Origin of the sequence: Nocardia sp. NPDC050413 (assembly GCF_040655475.1) — a bacterium.
Classification (GTDB): Bacteria; Actinomycetota; Actinomycetes; order Mycobacteriales; family Mycobacteriaceae; genus Nocardia; species Nocardia coubleae.
In genome coordinates this window covers 71030-89671 of record NZ_JBFAJZ010000014.1, presented here as the reverse complement: position 1 = coordinate 89671, position 18642 = coordinate 71030, and the positions used below count along the sequence as shown (strand labels likewise).

Sequence of the window (18642 nt, the reverse complement as noted above, 5' to 3'; positions counted from 1 at the left end):
GTGGTCGTCACAGGCCGGTTCGCGCTGCTCGCCGCGACAGCGGGCGCGCTGGTGATGTTCGCCGTTCCGTCGTTCGGCGGTGTGCTCGGCGCGAGTTCGCTGCTGCTCGTCGTCCTGCTGATCGATGTGGCGCTGGCCGCCCGCCCGAACACGCTGACCGTGACGCGCGAACCGTTGACCGTCGTCCGGCTGGGCCGGGAGACGGAAGTCGAACTGGCCGTGACCAATACAGGCCCCGCCACGGTTCGTGGACTCCTGTGGGATGCGTGGCCCGAGAGTGCGCGCGCCGAATACCGCACGCGCCGCCTGGCTTTGGCACCGAACACCCGGATCCGCTTCCGCACCAGGCTGAATCCGGTATATCGCGGTGACCGGGTGGCCGGTCCGGTGACACTGCGCCTGCTCGGACCACTCGGCATGGCCGGGCGGCAGGCCCGCGTCGACGCGCCCGCCCGCGTCCGCGCGCTGCCCGCCTTCCGCAGTGAGCGCCTGCTGCGGTCGAAGGTGAAGCGGCTGCATCACCTCGAGGGCCGCAATGTCGCCAATACCCGTGGTCAGGGCACCGAATTCGATTCGTTCCGGGAGTACGTGGCAGGCGACGACGTGCGAAGCATCGATTGGCGGGCCACCGCGCGCGCCACCGATGTGCTCGTGCGCACCTGGCGGCCCGAACGCAACCGGCACATGCTGATGGTGCTCGACACCGGCCGGGTCAGCGCGGGCCGGGTGGGCGACGGCACCAGGCTGGACTGCGCGATCGAGGCCGCCCTGCTGCTCGGCGGGCTGGCCGGCGCGGCGGGCGACACCGTCGACCTGCTGGCCTACGACCGCACGGTGCGCGCGGAGGTGACCGGCGCCGGCGGTGCGGGCCTGCCGATGAAACTTATGCACACCCTTGCCGGGGTCACGCCGCAGCTTGTGGATACCGACACCGACGGCCTGGTTCGCACCGTGCTCTCCCGCGTGCGCAGGCGCGCGCTGATCGTGTGGTTCACCAGTCTGGACGGTCCGACGGTCACCGAACACCTGCTGCCCGCGCTGCCGACGCTCACCCGACGGCACCGGGTACTCATCGTCTCGGTAACCGACCCCGACATCGCCGCCGCCGCTCGCGACCGGGAAACCGCCGATGCCGTCTACACCTCGGCCGCCGCTGAGACCGTGCTGGCCGAGCGCGCGGTGGTGCGGGAATCCCTGCGCAGGCGCGGGGTCGCGGTGGTCACCGCGGCGCCGGATCAGCTGCCGGAGGCGCTGGCCGACGAGTATCTGGAGCTCAAGCGGTCCGGTTCGCTCTGAGTTGTGGACAGCCCGAGTTTCCACCGGCACTCACAGTTCATGCACCGATTCACCAACAGGTTGTCCACAGGGCGAGCCTGTGCACAACTTCTCAGCGCAGCGAAAGCTGCTGGCGCCGAGACAGAATCGCGCCGATCACGTGATACGGGGGATAACCGGCGGGCACCTGGGTGCGGACCGCCGCGCACATCGACTCGGCCAGCTTCGTCCCCAGGTGGTGCTGGGCGGCCGGGGTGAGGGTGCGCAACCTGGTGAGGTACTGCCGTGCGGCCGTCGCGAGGTCGTCGGACAGGCCGGTCGGGTCGAGCTGCGCCGCCCAGCCGGTGAGCCACGGTGGTGCGGCCGCCAGAGCGGGCCGGGGAAGCTGCTGACGGGTGTGCACAACCACCGTGCCCGCGAGCACGTCACCCACGCGCCTGCCCTCGCGTGAGCACAGCGAGGTGATCACCGCGACCGCGCCGAAGCCACCGAGCATCCAGAAGTCGACGATCGCCCCCGCCAGCCCACGGGTGAGCGCGTGCCGAAAATCCGTCGGGCCCGCATCGGCGCGAACGACCCGCAGCCCGAACGCCATCTTTCCCAGGGACCGTCCGCGGGTGAGGGTTTCACTGCACACCGGGTAGCCGACCAGCACGGTCACGATGGTGACCACCGCGAGTACCGACATCCACGCCTCGTCGGCGGCGCTCCACAACAGCATCAGCATCCCGGCGTAGAACAGGCAGAAGGCCAGTGTCAGCTGCAGCATCAGGTCGATCAGGAAAGCGCCCGCACGGCTGGGGATACGCGCGATGGGAAGTTCGAGCGCCACCGCTTCGCCGGTGGTGAATTCGGCCATGTGGCTAGCATTCCCGATATGGACACCGATGCCTACAGCTGGGCGCGTCAACGGTCGTGGTATCGGCTGGATCAGCTGGTCCGTCAGCGCAGGCTCACCGGGGCCGAGGCCGACGAACTGATCGCCCTGTACCGCTCGGCGTCCCAGCAGCTGGCCAAGCTGCAGGGTCATCGCGCCGATCACGAGATGCTCGCCGGGCTCAGCGCGCTGCTCGCCCGCGCGCGTGGGCGCGTACTCGCGGCGCGCGCACAGCCGTGGCGCGAGATGGGCAGATTCTTCACCAGGGGATTTCCGGCGGCTGTGTACAGAGCGTGGCCGTGGTGGTTGGGGACAACCGCGATCTTCCTGCTCGTCAGCACGGTGATCGCGGTGCTTGTGGACAACTCGGCAGGCGCCCGCGAAGCCCTGGGGATTCCCGAGGGCGATCACTCGATCATCACCGGACCTGGGGGTTCGTTCGAGACCTACTATTCCGAACACCCCAACGACGCCTTCGCCGCCAAGGTGTGGACCCACAATTCCTGGGTTTCGGCGATCGCCTTGTTCACCGGCGTGCTGATCCTCCCGGCTGTGTATGCCCTGTTCATGAACGCGCTGAATCTGGGGATAACCGGTGGATTGATGGCCGACGCCGACCGGCTCGACTCGTTCTTCGGTTTCATCCTTCCGCACGGAACGCTCGAGCTCACGGCGCTGTTCGTGGCGGGTGGTGTCGGCTTGAAGCTCGGCTGGACGCTGGTCGATCCCGGTCGGTCGAGCCGGGCCGCCGCGATGGCTCGGCAGGGCCGGGCGACTGCCACTGTCGCGCTCGGGCTGGTCGCGGTGCTGCTGGTGTGTGGCTTGCTCGAGGGCTTCGTGACGCCGAGCGGCCTGCCCGCGCCCGTGCGCATCGCCCTGGGCTTCCTGGCCGAGGGCCTGTTTCTCGCCTATGTGTTCGTGGTGGGCCGCCGGGTCGCCGAAGAACAGGACGCCGCTTCCGCGCTGCCCGAGGCCATGCCCGATCCGGCCCTGCGATGGCTGCCGAAGGTTCCCACGCGGGGGTGATCACGCATCTGCACGTGCATTTGTGCGGCAGGCAACTCCGAGCACACCTCGGCTGTGAGCCCACTGGGCAATCAGCAGCTACGTGAGGTTACGAGTTGGTGAACTCCCCCGATTTGAGTTCCGCTGGCCGCAGCGAGTCGAGCTCGAGCTGCGGCCAGCGTTGCCGTTAACTGTACACAATCGTTATGCCCATGCAACCCCCAACGCGCAGGTTAGGGGTATCGAGTGCGGGTCTGCGAAGACGTGTGAAGCGCACGCCCTCCACAACTACAGCTAACTCCTGGCGCTTCGCCGGGACGGCGATCGCACACACCAGGAATTCACCTTCGGCAAACCTGGGACCAACGGTCCCATGCGTTCGATGGGGTGGTCCAGGGAATATTGCTGCCCATTGCCCGCACCCCCGACTGCGCCCCGCGCATAGCCGATAACCTGCGACAACGGCAATCGAATTTCGGTTGCGCGATACTTGGAGCCTTAAAAGAAACCTTAAGTTGGTTTACAAGGCTGCAAACATGATCGACAACTAGCAATCAGGTCGAATCACCTGCCATACAGCTACTTACTGCGCGGCTGACAAGTTGCGCAGAGCCTCCCGAACGGCGCGAGACGGGCAGTGAAACAGCTGGAAGACGGCCGGATTACCGCGCTGTGATCTTCGCCTCACCGCCCCCGAACGGCGAAGCCCTACGATGACGAGATGACCGGGGTCAAGGACCGTTTGCTCACCATCGTTGCCGGCCAGCTCGGTAATCCGCACGGACCACTCGGCAAGGTGGTGGCTTTTCTCCTCAACCGGGGGAACAAGCGCGCCATCGCGGGCGCCGTCGACGGCGCCGCCCCCGCCGCGGGTGCGGATGTGGCCGATATCGGTTTCGGCGGCGGCGCGGGCCTGGCGATGCTGCTGGAGCGAGTCGGCCCGGACGGCGTGGTACACGGCATCGAACCCTCGCCCGACATGCTCGCCCGCGCCCGTGGCACCTATGCCATGGAGGTGGCCGAGGACCGGCTCGTGCTCGCCGAGGGCACCCTCGCCGCCCTGCCGCTGGCCGATGCGAGCCTGGACGCGGCGATCACGGTGAACACCATCTACTTCCTCGACGACCTGCCCGCCGCGTGTGCCGAACTCGACCGCGTGCTTCGGTCCGGCGGCACGGCCGTGATCGGCATCGGCGATCCGGACGGGATGGCCCGGATGCCTTTCACCCCTTATGGATTCACGCTGCGCCCGGTGGCCGAGGTGACGGGCGCGCTCACCGGGGCCGGATTCACGGTCGAACAGCGCACCCTGCCCGGCCCGCCGTTCCCCTTCCATCTACTCGTCGCGCGCAAGGGGTGAGCGTCGCCGGAAACGACAAAAGGCCCGATCCCGTGGGATCGAGCCTTTTGCTCTCTGTGGGCGAAGGGGGACTTGAACCCCCACGTCCTTACGGACACTGGCACCTGAAGCCAGCGCGTCTGCCATTCCGCCACTCGCCCGAGCGACTCGAAAAACCTAACATGCTCTCCGGCTGAAAATAAAATCGAGCCTCTGACCTGCGGTGATGCGGAGGTGTTCGGCTCGGGAACCGGGGCGCCGCGCCGGGAGTTACCTGGTAGGAGGATCGTGGATATCATGCAAGGAACGTGGTCGGGTTCGGACACGCCGTAAAGGGCACTCCGACAGGACGGACACGCGCACCGAAGGGAGGGCTGTGATGGGCATCGTGTCGAGATTCGAACGTCGCTTACAGAGCGCCGTCGGTGACGTGTTCGCGAGGGTGTTCGGCGGCAGCGTCGTTCCCCAGGAGGTAGAGGCCGCGCTGCAGCGCGAAGCCGCAGATCGGATCCAGGAACTGGAGGGCGGGCATCAGCTCGCACCCAACAGTTATGTGATCACGATCAACGAATCAGATTTCGGGAAACTCGACGCAGATCACGACCTGACGACCAAGGCGTTCGCCAAACATCTGCAGGATTACATCCGCGAGCAGGGCTGGCAGACCTACGGCGAAGTGCACGTGGCGTTCGAGGCATCACCTACGCTGCACACCGGAATGTTCAGAGCGAGCGGCCGCGTCGACCCCGACGCCGGTCGCGGGACCGTCCCACCTCGCCCCGGACCGCCACAACGACCCGCACACCCGCAACCAGGAGCTGGCCCCATGACGCACAACTCAGGCTACGAGCCAAGCCGAGAGCCCGCGGAGTCCGATCCACGCAACCGCGGGTACGCACCGCCGCCCGCCGCGCCTGGGGCTCCCTATCCGCCTGCCGACGACTACGGCCGCGGTGGCTACGGCGCGCCCGAGGGCCAGCCCGGCTACGACCCCGCCTACGGCCAGCAGGGCGGCGAGTACCACAACGGGTACGACCAGGCCCCGCAGCCGGGCTACGGTCAGCCCGGGTACGGCCAGCAGGGCTATGCCGAACCCGGATACGACCAGCAGGGCGGGTACGGCCAGCAGGCCTACAGCCAGCAGGGTGGTTACGGCCAGCCCGGGTACGCCGAGCCGGGCTACGACCAGCAGGGTGGTTACGGCCAGCAGGGTTACGCCGATCCGCAGCAGGCCTACGGCCAGCAGCCCGGCTACGGCCAGCAGGGTTATGCCGAACCCGGATACGACCAGCAGGGCGGCTACGGCCAGAACGGTTACGCCGAGCCCGGCTACGGTCAGTCCTCCGGTTACGGCGCCCAGGCGGCCGGTTACGCCGAGCCCGCTTACGAGGAGCCGGCCGGTTACGGCCAGCAGGGTGGTTACGCCCAGCCGCAAGCCGGTTACGGCCAGCCCGCGGGTGGTTACGGTGCCCCGGCCCAGTCCAGCTACTCGGCCACGCTGCAGCTCGACGACGGCAGCGGCCGCACCTACCAGCTGCGTGAGGGTTCCAACATCATCGGCCGCGGCCAGGACGCGCACTTCCGGCTGCCCGACACCGGTGTGTCGCGCCGCCACATCGAGGTCCGCTGGGACGGCCAGACCGCCATGCTCTCCGACCTGGGTTCCACCAACGGCACGCTGGTCAACGGCTCGCCGGTACAGGACTGGCAGCTCGCCGACGGTGACGTCATCCGGGCCGGACATTCCGAGATCCTGATCAGGATCGTCTGATCCCGTAAGCTGCGCGGTGCAGGTCACGTGTCGACGCCGTCGGCCCTATGATGCTGCCATCACACGCACGGCCCCGACCTCGGGGCCCGCAAGCCAGCACGCTGGTGGGGGTCACTTCGTCCCCTGCCGTACCGACGTACCCGGGCGAACAGGAGGTGGAACGCCGTGCAGGGATTGATCCTGCAATTGACCCGCGCGGGGTTCCTGCTGCTGCTCTGGTTGTTCGTCTGGGCCGTTCTGCGGACCTTGCGCAGCGATATCTACGCGGCATCCGGTATCCGGATACAGCCGAGGGCCGCACGCGGAGCGCGTGGTTCCATCGGTCTGCCATCCCTGAGCCGAGGCCAGAAGGGCGCCAAGTATCTAGTGGTGACTCATGGTTCACTAGCCGGCACTCGCATCACACTCGGCACGCAGCCGGTCCTCATCGGCCGCGCCGACGATTCGACGCTGGTACTCACCGACGACTACGCCTCGACCAGGCACGCGCGACTCTCTCAGCGTGGTGACGACTGGTACGTGGAAGACCTCGGTTCCACCAACGGCACGTATCTCGACCGCGCGAAAGTCACCACCGCCGTCCGTGTTCCGCTCGGCACTCCTGTCCGGGTCGGCAAAACAGTGATCGAGCTGCGATCGTGACACTTGTTCTGCGCTACACCGCGCGAAGCGACCGCGGACTCGTCCGGGGCAACAACGAGGATTCGGTCTACGCGGGCGCTCGCCTGCTAGCCCTCGCCGACGGTATGGGTGGACACGCCGCCGGCGAAGTCGCCTCCCAGCTGATGATCGCCGCGCTGGCGCATCTCGACGACGACGAACCCGGCGAGGACATCCTCGGCAAGCTCGACCGCGCCACCCGTTCCGGCAACGCCGCCATCGCCGACCACGTCGAGGCCGAACCCGAACTCGACGGCATGGGCACCACGCTCACCGCCATCCTGTTCGCCGGCCGCAAGCTCGGCATGGTCCACATCGGCGACTCGCGCGCCTACATGCTGCGCGACGGCGAACTCACCCAGATCACCCGCGACGACACCTTCGTGCAGTCGCTGGTCGACGAGGGCCGCATCACGCCCGAGCAGGCGCACACCCACCCGCAACGATCGCTCATCATGCGTGCCCTCACCGGCAACGAGATCGAGCCGACGCTCATCATGCGCGAAGCCCGCGCCGGTGACCGGTATCTGCTGTGCTCCGACGGACTCTCCGACGTGGTGAGCGACGAGACCATCGGCAACACCATGCGCGAGGGCAACACCGACGAGTGCGCCGACCGGCTCATCGAATTGGCTTTGCGCTCAGGCGGTCCCGACAACGTCACCGTTGTCGTCGCCGATGTGATCGACCTCGACTACGGGCAGAGTCATCCGATCGTCGCCGGTGCCGCCTCCACCGAGGAGGAGGAAGACGCGCCGCCGCCGAACACCGCGGCCGGCCGCGCCGCCGCCATGCGTCCGCCGCGCGCCCAGCCGCGCCGGGCCGCCGCCGCTCCCCCGCCGCCCGAGACCAAGTCGCACAAGCTGCGCTGGCTGCTGCTGTCGGTGGCCTTGATCGTGGCCGTCGCGGTGGGACTCGTGGTGGGCTACAAGATGATTCGCAGCAACTACTACGTGGGCGCCGACAACGATCAGGTGGTCGTGATGCGCGGCCTGCCCGGTTCGATCCTCGGTTACGCCATCCACGACGTGGAGCTCACTGCCTGCGTGAACAGCAAGAACGAGATCACCCTCCTCGAAGTCGGCGCCACCGCCCCCACCGGCTGCAAGAAGCTGATGGTCAGCGATCTCAAGCAGACCGGCCGCGACCAGGTGGAGCGCAGCCTGCCGCCGGATTCGCTGGCCCAGGCCCGCGAGAGCATGCGTCGGCTGACCGGCGAGGTGCTCGACCCGTGCCCCAAGAAGGAATCGGTGCCGCAGCCGGGTGTGCTGCCCACCGAGCTTCCCCCTGCCACCCCGGCGCCCGCGCCCGGCCCCGGTGACCAGCCCGCGACGGCGACACCGACGCCCGCACCGACCACTACGCCCGCCCCGACACCTTCCCCGCAGATCTCAGGGGAGAACTGCCGGGTGACGGACTGATGTCCGCACCGGCACCACCGTCGGCGGGGGCTTTCCCGAGTCCCCCAGGCGGATTCGCGCCCGCACCGCCGCCCTCGACGCGGCGGAACCAGGAGCTGTTGCTGCTGGCGGGCGCGGCGGGTATCACGACGGTGTCGTTGTTCATCGTCGAGGCGAGCCAGGAACAGTCGATCACCTGGGACATCGCCAAGTACGGTGTGGCGTTCCTCGCGCTGTTCGGAGTGGCGCACCTGGCGGTTCGCCGGTTCGCGCCGTTCGCCGACCCACTACTGCTACCGATCGTGGCGCTGCTCAACGGTCTCGGTCTCGTCCTGATTCACCGCCTCGACCTCGCCGACGCGCAGCAGGCGGCATACGACTCGAGCCCCATCCCGTCCCCGGACGCCAACCAGCAGATCATGTGGACCGGCCTCGGCATCGTGGTGTTCATCAGCCTGCTCATCGTGTTGCGTGACTACCGCACGCTGGCGCGCTACACCTACACACTAGGCCTGGTCGGACTGATCGCGTTGGCGATTCCGGCACTGTTGCCGAGCCGGTTCTCCGAAGTCAACGGCGCCAAGATCTGGATCAAGCTCCCCGGATTCAGTGTGCAGCCGGGCGAATTCGCCAAGATCCTGCTCATCATCTTCTTCGCGGGTGTGCTCGTCGCCCAGCGTGACCTGTTCACCGCCGCGGGCAAGCATTTCCTCGGCATGGAGTTCCCGCGTCCGCGCGACCTCGGTCCGGTGCTGATCGTGTGGGTCGTGTGCATCGGTGTGCTCGTGCTCGAAAAGGATCTCGGCACCTCGCTGCTGATCTTCGGCACGGTGCTGGTGATGCTCTACATCGCGACCGAACGGGTGGGCTGGTTGCTCATCGGCGGCGGCCTGCTCGCGCTCGGCTTCGTGTTCGCCTACCAACTGTTCGGGCATGTGCGCGTGCGCGTGGACACCTGGCTGCACCCGTTCGACGACTACCACAACACCGGCTACCAGATCTCGCAGTCGCTGTTCGGTTTCGCCACCGGCGGCCTGGCGGGCACGGGTCTGGGCAGCGGGCGTCCGCAGCAGGTGCCGTTCGCCAAGACCGACTTCATCGTCACCACCATCGGTGAGGAACTCGGCCTGATCGGTCTGGCCGCCGTGCTGATGCTGTTCCTGATCTTCATCGTGCGTGGGCTGCGCACGGCGCTCGCCGTGCGCGACAGTTTCGGCAAGCTGCTCGCGGCGGGCCTGTCGTTCACCATCGCCATCCAGATCTTCGTGGTGGTCGGCGGCGTCACCAAGCTGATCCCGCTGACGGGTCTGACCACACCGTTCATCTCCTACGGTGGCTCCTCGCTGCTGGCCAACTACGCGCTGCTCGGGTTGCTGATCAAGATCTCCGACGCCGCCCGCGCGCCCGCGCCGACCCGCAAACGCGCACCGGCGCCGATCGCCGAGGCGTCGACCGAGTTGTTGCGCAGGTCGGAAGGCAGGGCGAGCGCATGAACACTCCACTACGCCGGGTCGCCGTCGCCGTGATGGTGATGGTCGTCGCGCTCCTGGTGAACGCCACCTATCTGCAGGTGGTCAAGGCCGACGACCTGCGCGCCGACCCGCGCAATGTGCGCGTGCTGCTCGACGAGTACTCGCGCCAGCGCGGCCAGATCTCGGCCGGCGGTACCGTGCTCGCGGGGTCGGTCGCCACCGACGACCGGTACAAGTACCTGCGCCAATACCCGAGCACCCCACCGGCTTACGCGCCCGTCACCGGGTTCTACTCGATGCAGTACGGCAAGACCGGGATCGAACTGGCCGAGGACCCGCTGCTCTCGGGCAACGACTCGAGCCTGTTCGGGCGCAGGCTCGTCGACATGTTCTCCGGTCGCGACCCGCGCGGCGCCAACGTGATCACCACCTTGAACCCGGTGATGCAGCAGGTGGCCTACGACGAGATGACCGCCAAGGGCTACACCGGTTCGGTGGTGGCGATCGAGCCGAGCACCGGCAAGATCCTGACGATGGTCTCCACCCCGAGCTACGACCCCAACGAACTGTCGGGCCACGACGGCGCGGCCGGTCGGGCGGCGTGGGACCGGCTCAAGAACGACCCGTCCCAGCCGATGCTCAATCGCGCGGTCTCGCAGACCTATCCGCCCGGTTCCACGTTCAAGGCCGTGGTCACCGCCGCCGCGCTTGCCAACGGTGTGAGCGTGGACGACCAGTTCACCGCCGCACCCAACATCACCCTGCCCGGCACCAGGACCACGCTGGAGAACTACAACGGCGCCACCTGCGGTGACCAGCCGACCGCCTCGCTCACCGAGGCCTTCCGGCGGTCCTGCAACACCGCGTTCGTCGAGCTGGGGATGAAGGTCGGCGCCGCCGAACTCAAGGACCAGGCCGCGGCCTTCGGGATCGGCCCGCACCGCGGCGTCCCGATCCCGGTCGCCGAGTCGACGGTCGGGCCGATCCCCGACAACGCGGCTCTCGGCCAGAGCAGCATCGGTCAGCGCGATGTCGCGGTGACCCCGCTCGACGTCGCCGTGATCGCCGCGACGATCGCCAACGGTGGCTCCCGGATGCAGCCGTACCTGGTCGACCAGACGCAGGCTCCCGACCTGTCGGAACTGAGTGTGACCGAGCCCTTCTCGGTGGGCCAGGCCGTGAGTCCACAGGTAGCGTCGAGCCTGGTGAACCTGATGATCGCCTCCGAAGCCAACACCGCGGGCGGCGGCCGGTCGCCGTACCAGATCGCGTCCAAGACCGGCACGGCCGAACACGGCAGCAATCCCCGTAACACCCCGCCGCATGCCTGGTATATGGCCTTCGCGCCCGCGCAGAACCCGAAGATCGCCATCGCGGTGATCGTCGAGAACGGCGGCGACCGGGCGCTGGCGGCGACCGGCGGCTCGGTGGCCGCACCGATCGCCAGGTCGGTACTGGACGCAGGCCTGGCAGGGGGCTGAACGAAATGAGTGTGCGAGTGACAACACGGGGGCCCCGATGCTGAACAACGGCGCCATGATCGCCGACCGCTACCGCCTGCAGCGGCTCATCGCCACCGGCGGTATGGGTCAGGTGTGGGAAGCGATGGACACCCGGCTCGACCGCCGGGTGGCGGTCAAGGTCCTCAAGACCGAGTTCTCCGCCGACCCGACGTTCCGTCAGCGGTTCCGGGTCGAAGCACGCACCACCGCGCAGCTGAACGCGCCGGGGATCGCGGGCATCTACGACTACGGCGAGACCACCGACCCGTCCGGCGGCGAAACCGCCTACCTGGTGATGGAGCTGGTGCAGGGCGAACCGCTCAACGCCGTGCTCAACCGCATGGGCAGGCTCTCGGTGATCCAGGGCCTCGACATGCTCGAGCAGACCGGCCGCGCGCTCGAGGTGGCCCACGCCGCGGGTGTGGTGCACCGCGACGTGAAGCCGGGCAACATCCTGGTGACGCCGACCGGTCAGGTGAAGATCACCGACTTCGGCATCGCCAAGGCCGTCGACGCATCCCCGGTGACCAAGACCGGCATGGTGATGGGTACCGCCCAGTACATCGCCCCCGAACAGGCCGTCGGCGAGGACGCCACCGCCGCCTCCGACGTGTACTCCCTCGGCGTGGTCGGGTACGAGGCGCTGGCAGGCGTCCGCCCGTTCACCGGTGAGGGTGCGATCACCGTCGCCATGAAGCACGTGCGCGACGCGCCGCCGCCGCTGCCCGCCGATCTGCCCGCCAATGTGCACGAGCTGATCGCGATCACCATGGCCAAGGATCCGGCGCAGCGCTACCGCAGCGGTGGCGAGTTCGCCGATGCCGTGGCCGCCGTGCGCGCCGGACACATGCCGCCCGTGCCCGGTGGTGCCGCCGCGTCGATGACCGGGGCGACCCGCGTACTGCCGCCCGGCCCGACCACCGTGATTCCGGCCGCCGACTACGACGGCGCGACCATGCGTTTCGGCAATCAGCCGCCGACCGGCGGATACGCGGGCCCGGCCACCCAGGCCGCCGCGCCCGCCGCCGTCGCCGCGACCAACGATGCCAAGAACAACCAGAAATGGCTGATCGCGCTCGGTGTGGGCGCGCTGCTGCTCGGCGGTGGCGTGATCTGGCTGCTGTTCGGCGGCGAACCCAACCGCGACACCGGCCCGACCACAACCACCGTGCAGACCACCGCGCCGGTGGCTCCGCCGGTGACGACCACCCGTCCGCTGCCGCCGCCGGTCACCTCCGAGGAACCCGCGCCGACGCAACCCGACCGCCCGACGACGACCACGCCGGAACCGACGACGACAACGGAACCGCCGACCACCACGCCGGAACCGACGACGACCAAACCGGAACCGACCACCACCGTCCCCAAGACGACCAAACCGGAACCGACCACCACGAAACCGGCGGCGGCGACCACCACCCGGGACAAGCCGCGTATCCCCACCTTCGATCTACCATTTCCGAATGAGGACAACAACGCCGTAGGCCCGAACATAGGACAGCAATGACCACCCCGAAGAATCTCTCCTCGCGGTACGAGCTGGGCGAGATCATCGGGTTCGGCGGCATGTCGGAGGTGCACAAGGCCCGCGACGTGCGCCTCTCGCGCGACGTCGCGATCAAGGTGCTGCGCGCCGACCTGGCCCGCGACCCAACGTTCTACCTGCGCTTCAAGCGCGAGGCGCAGAACGCGGCCGCGCTGAACCACCCGGCCATCGTCGCGGTCTACGACACCGGCGAGGCCACCGTCGACGACGGGCCGCTGCCCTACATCGTCATGGAATACGTCGAGGGCGACACCCTGCGCGACATCGTGCGCGGCAAGGGTCCGCTGGCGCCGCGCAAGGCGATGGAGATCGTCGCCGATGTCTGCGCCGCACTCGACTTCAGCCACAAGGCGGGCATCGTCCACCGGGACATGAAGCCCGCCAACATCATGATCAACCGTGCGGGCGCGGTGAAGGTGATGGACTTCGGCATCGCGCGCGCGATCGCCGACAGCTCCAACCCGATGACCCAGACCGCCGCCGTGATCGGTACGGCGCAATACCTTTCACCCGAGCAGGCGCGCGGCGAGACCGTCGACGCGCGCTCGGACGTGTACTCGGTCGGCTGTGTGCTGTTCGAAATCCTCACCGGCCAGCCGCCTTTCACCGGTGATTCGCCGGTCGCGGTGGCCTATCAGCATGTGAAGGAGGACCCGCCGCTGCCGTCGTCGGTGAACCCGGCGGTCCCGCGCGAGCTCGATTCGGTGATCCTCAAAGCGATGGCCAAGAACCCGGCCAACCGCTACCAGACCGCCGCGGAGATGCGCGCCGATCTGATCCGCGTGCTCGGTGGGCAGAAGCCCAGCGCGCCGATGGTGATGAACGACGAGGACTACGCCGGCTACGACGAGCCCGCGCCGCGCCGGTTCCACGACCGCGACGACACCTCCGAACACCCCGCCGTCGGCCCGCCCGCCGAGCAGGGCAATCGCACCGGTTTGATCGCGCTCGGCGTCGCCGCGGCGCTCGCCGTCGCGTTCGGCATGTTCTGGGTGCTGATCGGCCCGGGCAGCAAGCCCGACCAGGTCGCGGTGCCCGACCTGTCCGGCAAGACCGCGCAGCAGGCCGAATCCGAGCTCGTCAAGGCCGGTTTCAGCGTGGCCGTGCAGCAGAAGCCGGACGGCAAGGTCGCGCCGGGCAATGTGATCGCCACCCAGCCGCTCGGTGGGTCGCGCATCGACGAGGGCAGCACCGTCACCCTGCAGGTGTCGACCGGACCCGCGCAGGTCGCGGTGCCGCGCATCCTCGGGATGACCCAGGCCGAGGCCGAGCAGGCGCTGAATTCGACCGGGCTGCAGATGGATCCGAACGTACAGCGGCGCGCCTCCAGCGTCGCCGACACCGACCGGGTGATCGGGCAGGAACCGACCGCGGGCGTGCGCATCGACATCGAGCAGCCGATCGTCATCGTCATCGGCAGCGGGCCCGAACAGGTCCGGGTACCCGATGTGGTCGGCCAGGACATCTCCGTCGCCGAACCGAACCTCACCGTGAGCGCCGGATTCAAGGTGGAGGTCAAGGAGGTGCTCTCGCCCCAGCCGAAGGGCCAGGTGCTCTCCACGAGCCCGGCGGGCGGCAGCAACGCGGAGAAGGGTTCGACCATCACCGTGCAGGTGTCCCTCGGCGACCGCATCACCGTTCCTGACCTGACCGGGCTCACCCCCACCCAGGCCCAGGAGAAGTTGCGCGCGCAGGGCTGGACCGGTCAGCTCAGCCAGACGACGGTCATCACCCTCGACGGCAGCGCCTCGGGCAAGGTCGTCGGGCAGAATCCGCCGGCGGGCACCTCGGTGACGATGAACGGAAACGTGATCCTGCAGGTAGGAGCCTCACCCATTCCACGGTGAGGCCCACGGGCCTAGACTTGGGCTAGCTCCATCCCACCCAGCACTGCTGAACGAGGAGGTAGCCCATGACCACAGCCAGGGACATCATGAAGCCCGGCGCTCAGTGGATCACCCGCGACGACACCGTGGCCACGGCCGCGGCGGCGATGGCCGATCTCGGTGTCGGCTCGCTCGTCGTCGCCGACGACAACGAACGCATGTGCGGCATCATCACCGACCGCGACATCGTCGTGAAGTGCATCGCGCGCGGCCTGTCACCGGAACTGACGACCGCGGCCGAACTGTGCGAGGCGACGCCGCGCTGGATCAGCGCGGACGCCGACGTGGAAGACGTGCTCGACCAGATGGAAGACCATCGGGTCAAGCGGATGCCGGTGATCGAGAACAAGCGGCTGGTCGGCATGATCAGCGAGGCCGATCTGGCTCGCCACCTGGACGACAATCAGCTCGGCGAGTTCGTCACCGCCATCTACGGGCGGCCCTGACTCCCCGTCAGCTCAGGTCGAGGTGCTCGTTCATCGACCTGGCCGCCTCGGCCAGGTCGGTGAGCTCGACGACCTCCACACCGTTGGTTCGGAGTTTGTCCACACCCTCGCAGGCCGCGACGAACAGGCTCGGTTCGCGCCAGGCGATGACCACCCTGGGGATACCCGCCGCCAGGATGCGGTCGGTGCAGGGCAGCCGGGTCGCGGTGGCGCGCGTCGAGCAGGGTTCGAGCGTGCTGTAGATCGTCGCGCGGGCCAGGCGGGGGTCGTCGGCGTCGAGTTTGTTCAGCGCCGATTCCTCGGCGTGCACCTTTTCGTCGGTCTCACGTGAGTAGCCGGTGGAGATCTCCACACCGTCGACGACGATGACCGCGCCCACCGAGTAGGCCGTCGAACTGGGCGGACACTGCCGGGCCAGCTCGATGGCCCTGTGCATGAAGCGGTGATCGAGGCTGTCTGTGTGCACCATTTCCCCTGGGTTCGGAAGTTATCCACAGCCTGTGGCATTTGTGGAGTCGGTCATGTTCAGGTTGTGCAGTACACCGGCGGATGAACTGTGAACAGCGGTATTTCCCCAGGTCGACAGCCGGAATCCGATCACAGGGCCGGTGGACGAACCGGGTCTGTGGGGGCGCCGACCAGGTAGTTCATGACAGCGACATCCCCAAGTTGTTCCACACCCGTCAAGTGGAGTCGACGCTGTGGTCCACCGGGGAACAGGGCCGGGCCGACGAAGCGGGGCGCGGCCGCGTCACCGACCAGGATCGGCGCGATCGCCACGCGGATCTCGTCGACCAGGTCGGCGGCGAGGAAGGCGGTGTGCATCCCGGTGCCGCCTTCGACCATCAGCCTGTGGATATCGCGTGCGGTGAGGTCGTCGAGCAAGGCGGCCAGGTCGAGCCGGTCGCCCAGGCACACGACCTCGGCCCTGCCTGCGAGTCGATCACCGAGCCGGACCGCGCCCGCCGTGGTGGTGTAGACGACCTTCGCGCCTCCGGTGTGCCAGAAGCGCAGCGCCGGATCCAGCTCACCCGATGCGGTGACGGTGATCTTCACGGGATACTCCGGGCGTCCCGACGCGACGCGCGTTGCCCGCCGCTCGGCGCTGTTGACCAGCAGCCGTGGATTGTCGATCCGCAAGGTGCCCGCGCCGATCAGGATCGCGTCGGACTCGGCACGCAAGCGATCGATCTCGTCGAAATCGGCGCTGTTGGACAGCAGCAGCCGCTGCGCGCTCGTGTCATCGATGTAGCCATCGAGACTGGTCGCCACCGACAACAGCACTCGCGGCCGTCTCGGCGGGGCGACACTCCCGTCGCCACCGGACGATGCCGCGGCGGCCTCGCTCACGGGGTCACCAGCGCGGCGACCTCCGCCTCGAGCGCCGACACCAGCGCCTCGGCCGGGCGTTCGCCGCAGACCTCGAGCCAGTTGGCCAGCATCCGGTGTCCGCCCTGGGTGAGCACCGACTCCGGGTGGAACTGCACGCCGTGGATCGGCAGGCTGCGGTGCCGCATGGCCATCACGATGCCGCTCTCGGTGTGGCCGACCACTTCCAGCTCCGCGGGCATGGTCTCCGGGAGCACGGTGAGCGAGTGGTATCGGGTGGCGGTGAAGGGGTCGGGCAGACCGGCCAACACGCCCGAGCCGAGGTGGTACACCGAGCTGGTCTTGCCGTGCAGCAATTCCGGCGCCCGGTCGACGGTGCCACCGAACGCCTCGCCGATGGCCTGGTGTCCGAGACAGACGCCGAGCAGCGGCTTCTCGTACTCGGCGGCGGCGTGCACCAGCGGAATGCTCGCGCCCGCCCGGTCGGGGCTGCCCGGCCCGGGGCTCACCAGTACGCCGTCGAAAGCGCCGCCTTCGTCGCCGCGGGTGAGCAGGGTGTCGAGATCGGCCAGGCGCGGGTCGTCGTTCCGCCATACGACGGCGTCGGCACCCAGCTGGCCGAGGTATTGCACCAGGTTGAACACGAAGCTGTCGTAGTTGTCGACGACCAGAACACGCATGCAACGAGGGTACGTGCCCGGCCGGTAGGTCGTCGCATCCATTACCTGGTGGGATAGCCTAGGAGACGACCAGTACCGGAGAATACGAGGACGTCATGCCCAAGTCCAAGGTCCGTAAGAAGGCCGATTACACCCCGAGCCCTGCCAGCCGTACCCCGGTGAAGGTCAAAGCGGGTCCGTCGCCTGTCTGGTACGTCGCGATCATGCTCGGCTTCATGCTGGCCGGCCTGCTCTGGCTGCTCGTGTACTACCTGGCTGCCGAGAAGATCAGCTGGATGAACGACCTGAACGCCTGGAACTTCCTGATCGGTTTCGGCCTGATGGTCATCGGACTCATCATGACCATGCGGTGGCGCTGAACTACACCGGTGTCATTCATGCACACCTGTGGATGAAGCTGTGGACAACTCGAGGATCAATGAGGGAACAAGCCGCGTGAACGCAGGTCGACCCGCCGCCAGCAAGTCATGGACCACGCCGACCGCGGCCCTGATCGCGGTGACCGGCGGCGGCCTCCTGCTGACCGTAGCGGCCGTTCTTGCTCAGGACGGCCCCTCGCGGCTGTTCCTCGGCGTCGCCGCCGTCGCGGTGCTGGCCATGGCCGTGCTCGCCCTGCGTCAGCGCCCCCGGCTCACCATGGTTCCCGGTTCCCCGCCGCGCCTCGTCGTCGGCACCCTCACCGGCCGCGACGAATACCCCCTCGACCACATCGACCGGATCCGTGTGACCTCCTACCGGCGCATCGGCCGCAAGAACACCATGCTCGAGGTCGACGTCCGCCACAACGACACCGAGCGCCTGCTGATCTTCGGTCGCTGGGACCTGGGCGCCAACCCTGCCGACGTCTTCGACGCCCTCGTCGTCAACGGCTTCGCGAAGGTCGCCACCGACTGACGTTGTTTCACGTGAAGCAAAGAACTCCCCGCCGCGACGATCGCGACGGGGAGTTCTGTTCTCGGAGTCAAGCGCCGAGAACCGCGGCGCCAGCCGCTATGTAACAGTGACCGAAGAGATGACGACCGGTTCGGTCGGGCGATCGTTGCGGTCGGTCTCCACCGCCGCGATCGCGTCGACCACCTTGCGTGAATCCGGGTCGACCACCTCGCCGAAAATCGTGTGCTTGCGGTTCAGATGCGGTTGCGGGCCGACGGTGATGAAGAACTGCGATCCGTTGGTACCCGGGCCCGCATTGGCCATGGCCAGCAGGTATCCGCGATCGAAACGCAGCTCGGGATGGAACTCGTCGCCGAATTCGTAGCCCGGACCGCCGCGGCCGGTACCGGTAGGGTCACCGCCCTGGATCATGAATCCCTGCATCACCCGGTGGAAGACGGCGCCGTCGTAGAACGGGCCAGCTTCCGTGCCACCCGCGTTCGGGGTGGTGTACGGGGCGCTGCCGTCGGCGAGGCCGACGAAATTGCGCACCGTCTTGGGCGCGTGGTTACCGAAAAACG

18 protein-coding genes and 1 tRNA gene are annotated in these 18642 nt (G+C 68.0%); 13 read left to right on the top strand and 6 right to left on the bottom strand.

Features of this window, described 5'->3' with window-relative positions; translation table 11 throughout:
• Entirely contained in the window at positions 1–1296 is a 1296-nt protein-coding gene (locus AB0I19_RS25945; protein ID WP_357151963.1) for a DUF58 domain-containing protein, read from the top strand.
• A 91-nt stretch (positions 1297–1387) separates the two neighbouring features.
• Here AB0I19_RS25945 and AB0I19_RS25940 read toward each other — a convergent pair whose 3' ends face one another.
• Positions 1388–2134 (bottom strand): RDD family protein, encoded by a 747-nt coding sequence (locus AB0I19_RS25940; protein ID WP_357151961.1) that lies wholly within the window; start codon positions 2132–2134, stop codon positions 1388–1390.
• An 18-nt stretch (positions 2135–2152) separates the two neighbouring features.
• Between AB0I19_RS25940 and AB0I19_RS25935 the strand changes: the two genes are divergently transcribed.
• Both AB0I19_RS25935 and AB0I19_RS25930 read left to right on the top strand, forming a co-directional pair.
• On the top strand, positions 2153–3178 hold the full coding sequence (locus AB0I19_RS25935; protein ID WP_357151958.1) for a stage II sporulation protein M: 1026 nt from the start codon (positions 2153–2155) through the stop codon (positions 3176–3178).
• A 700-nt stretch (positions 3179–3878) separates the two neighbouring features.
• Positions 3879–4517, top strand: a complete 639-nt coding sequence (locus AB0I19_RS25930; RefSeq protein WP_357151955.1) for a methyltransferase domain-containing protein — start codon at positions 3879–3881, stop codon at positions 4515–4517.
• A gap of 57 nt (positions 4518–4574) precedes the next feature.
• Here AB0I19_RS25930 and AB0I19_RS25925 read toward each other — a convergent pair.
• Positions 4575–4657, bottom strand: a tRNA-Leu gene (locus tag AB0I19_RS25925).
• A 218-nt stretch (positions 4658–4875) separates the two neighbouring features.
• On the opposite strand from AB0I19_RS25925, the gene AB0I19_RS25920 reads away from it, so the two are divergent.
• From AB0I19_RS25920 to AB0I19_RS25885, 8 genes are all read left to right on the top strand, one after another.
• A complete protein-coding gene (locus AB0I19_RS25920) occupies positions 4876–6267 on the top strand; it encodes a DUF3662 and FHA domain-containing protein (protein WP_067495183.1) in 1392 nt (463 codons plus the stop codon).
• A gap of 165 nt (positions 6268–6432) precedes the next feature.
• Entirely contained in the window at positions 6433–6909 is a 477-nt protein-coding gene (locus tag AB0I19_RS25915) for an FHA domain-containing protein (protein WP_067495180.1), read from the top strand.
• Positions 6906–8348, top strand: a complete 1443-nt coding sequence (locus AB0I19_RS25910; protein WP_357151952.1) for a PP2C family serine/threonine-protein phosphatase — start codon at positions 6906–6908, stop codon at positions 8346–8348. Before AB0I19_RS25915 ends, AB0I19_RS25910 begins: the two co-directional genes overlap by 4 nt.
• Positions 8348–9820 (top strand): FtsW/RodA/SpoVE family cell cycle protein, encoded by a 1473-nt coding sequence (locus AB0I19_RS25905; RefSeq protein ID WP_067495175.1) that lies wholly within the window; start codon positions 8348–8350, stop codon positions 9818–9820. Before AB0I19_RS25910 ends, AB0I19_RS25905 begins: the two co-directional genes overlap by 1 nt.
• Entirely contained in the window at positions 9817–11280 is a 1464-nt protein-coding gene (locus tag AB0I19_RS25900; RefSeq protein ID WP_357151950.1) for a penicillin-binding protein 2, read from the top strand. Before AB0I19_RS25905 ends, AB0I19_RS25900 begins: the two co-directional genes overlap by 4 nt.
• 37 nt (positions 11281–11317) lie before the next feature.
• Entirely contained in the window at positions 11318–12808 is a 1491-nt protein-coding gene (locus tag AB0I19_RS25895) for a serine/threonine-protein kinase (protein WP_357151947.1), read from the top strand.
• Positions 12805–14694 carry a Stk1 family PASTA domain-containing Ser/Thr kinase gene (gene pknB / locus AB0I19_RS25890; protein WP_357151944.1) on the top strand — a complete coding sequence of 630 codons (1890 nt, stop codon included), beginning with the start codon at positions 12805–12807 and terminating at the stop codon, positions 14692–14694. Before AB0I19_RS25895 ends, pknB begins: the two co-directional genes overlap by 4 nt.
• Positions 14695–14759: 65 nt before the next feature.
• On the top strand, positions 14760–15179 hold the full coding sequence (locus AB0I19_RS25885) for a CBS domain-containing protein (protein WP_067495164.1): 420 nt from the start codon (positions 14760–14762) through the stop codon (positions 15177–15179).
• A gap of 7 nt (positions 15180–15186) precedes the next feature.
• Here the strand turns inward: AB0I19_RS25885 and AB0I19_RS25880 are convergent, their stop codons facing one another.
• The 3 genes from AB0I19_RS25880 to AB0I19_RS25870 all read right to left on the bottom strand — a co-directional run bounded on the left by AB0I19_RS25880 (position 15187) and on the right by AB0I19_RS25870 (position 17188).
• Complete coding sequence (locus AB0I19_RS25880; RefSeq protein ID WP_357151941.1) at positions 15187–15645, bottom strand: deaminase; 459 nt, start codon at positions 15643–15645, stop codon at positions 15187–15189.
• 131 nt (positions 15646–15776) lie between these two features.
• Positions 15777–16529 (bottom strand): dihydrofolate reductase family protein, encoded by a 753-nt coding sequence (locus AB0I19_RS25875; RefSeq protein ID WP_357151939.1) that lies wholly within the window; start codon positions 16527–16529, stop codon positions 15777–15779.
• The gene (locus tag AB0I19_RS25870) at positions 16526–17188 is read right to left on the bottom strand and encodes an aminodeoxychorismate/anthranilate synthase component II (RefSeq protein ID WP_357151936.1); all 663 of its coding nucleotides are present in this window, start codon (positions 17186–17188) and stop codon (positions 16526–16528) included. The genes AB0I19_RS25875 and AB0I19_RS25870 overlap by 4 nt, the downstream gene beginning before the upstream one ends.
• A gap of 95 nt (positions 17189–17283) precedes the next feature.
• On the opposite strand from AB0I19_RS25870, the gene crgA reads away from it, so the two are divergent.
• A complete protein-coding gene (gene crgA, locus AB0I19_RS25865; protein ID WP_067495154.1) occupies positions 17284–17547 on the top strand; it encodes a cell division protein CrgA in 264 nt (87 codons plus the stop codon).
• 76 nt (positions 17548–17623) lie between these two features.
• A complete protein-coding gene (locus tag AB0I19_RS25860) occupies positions 17624–18082 on the top strand; it encodes a PH domain-containing protein (RefSeq protein WP_357151933.1) in 459 nt (152 codons plus the stop codon).
• Positions 18083–18178: 96 nt separating this feature from the next.
• On the opposite strand, the gene AB0I19_RS25855 is transcribed toward AB0I19_RS25860, so the two are convergent.
• Positions 18179–18642, bottom strand: a 464-nt coding sequence (locus AB0I19_RS25855; protein ID WP_357151930.1) for a peptidylprolyl isomerase, incomplete at its 5' end; no start/stop codon positions are given.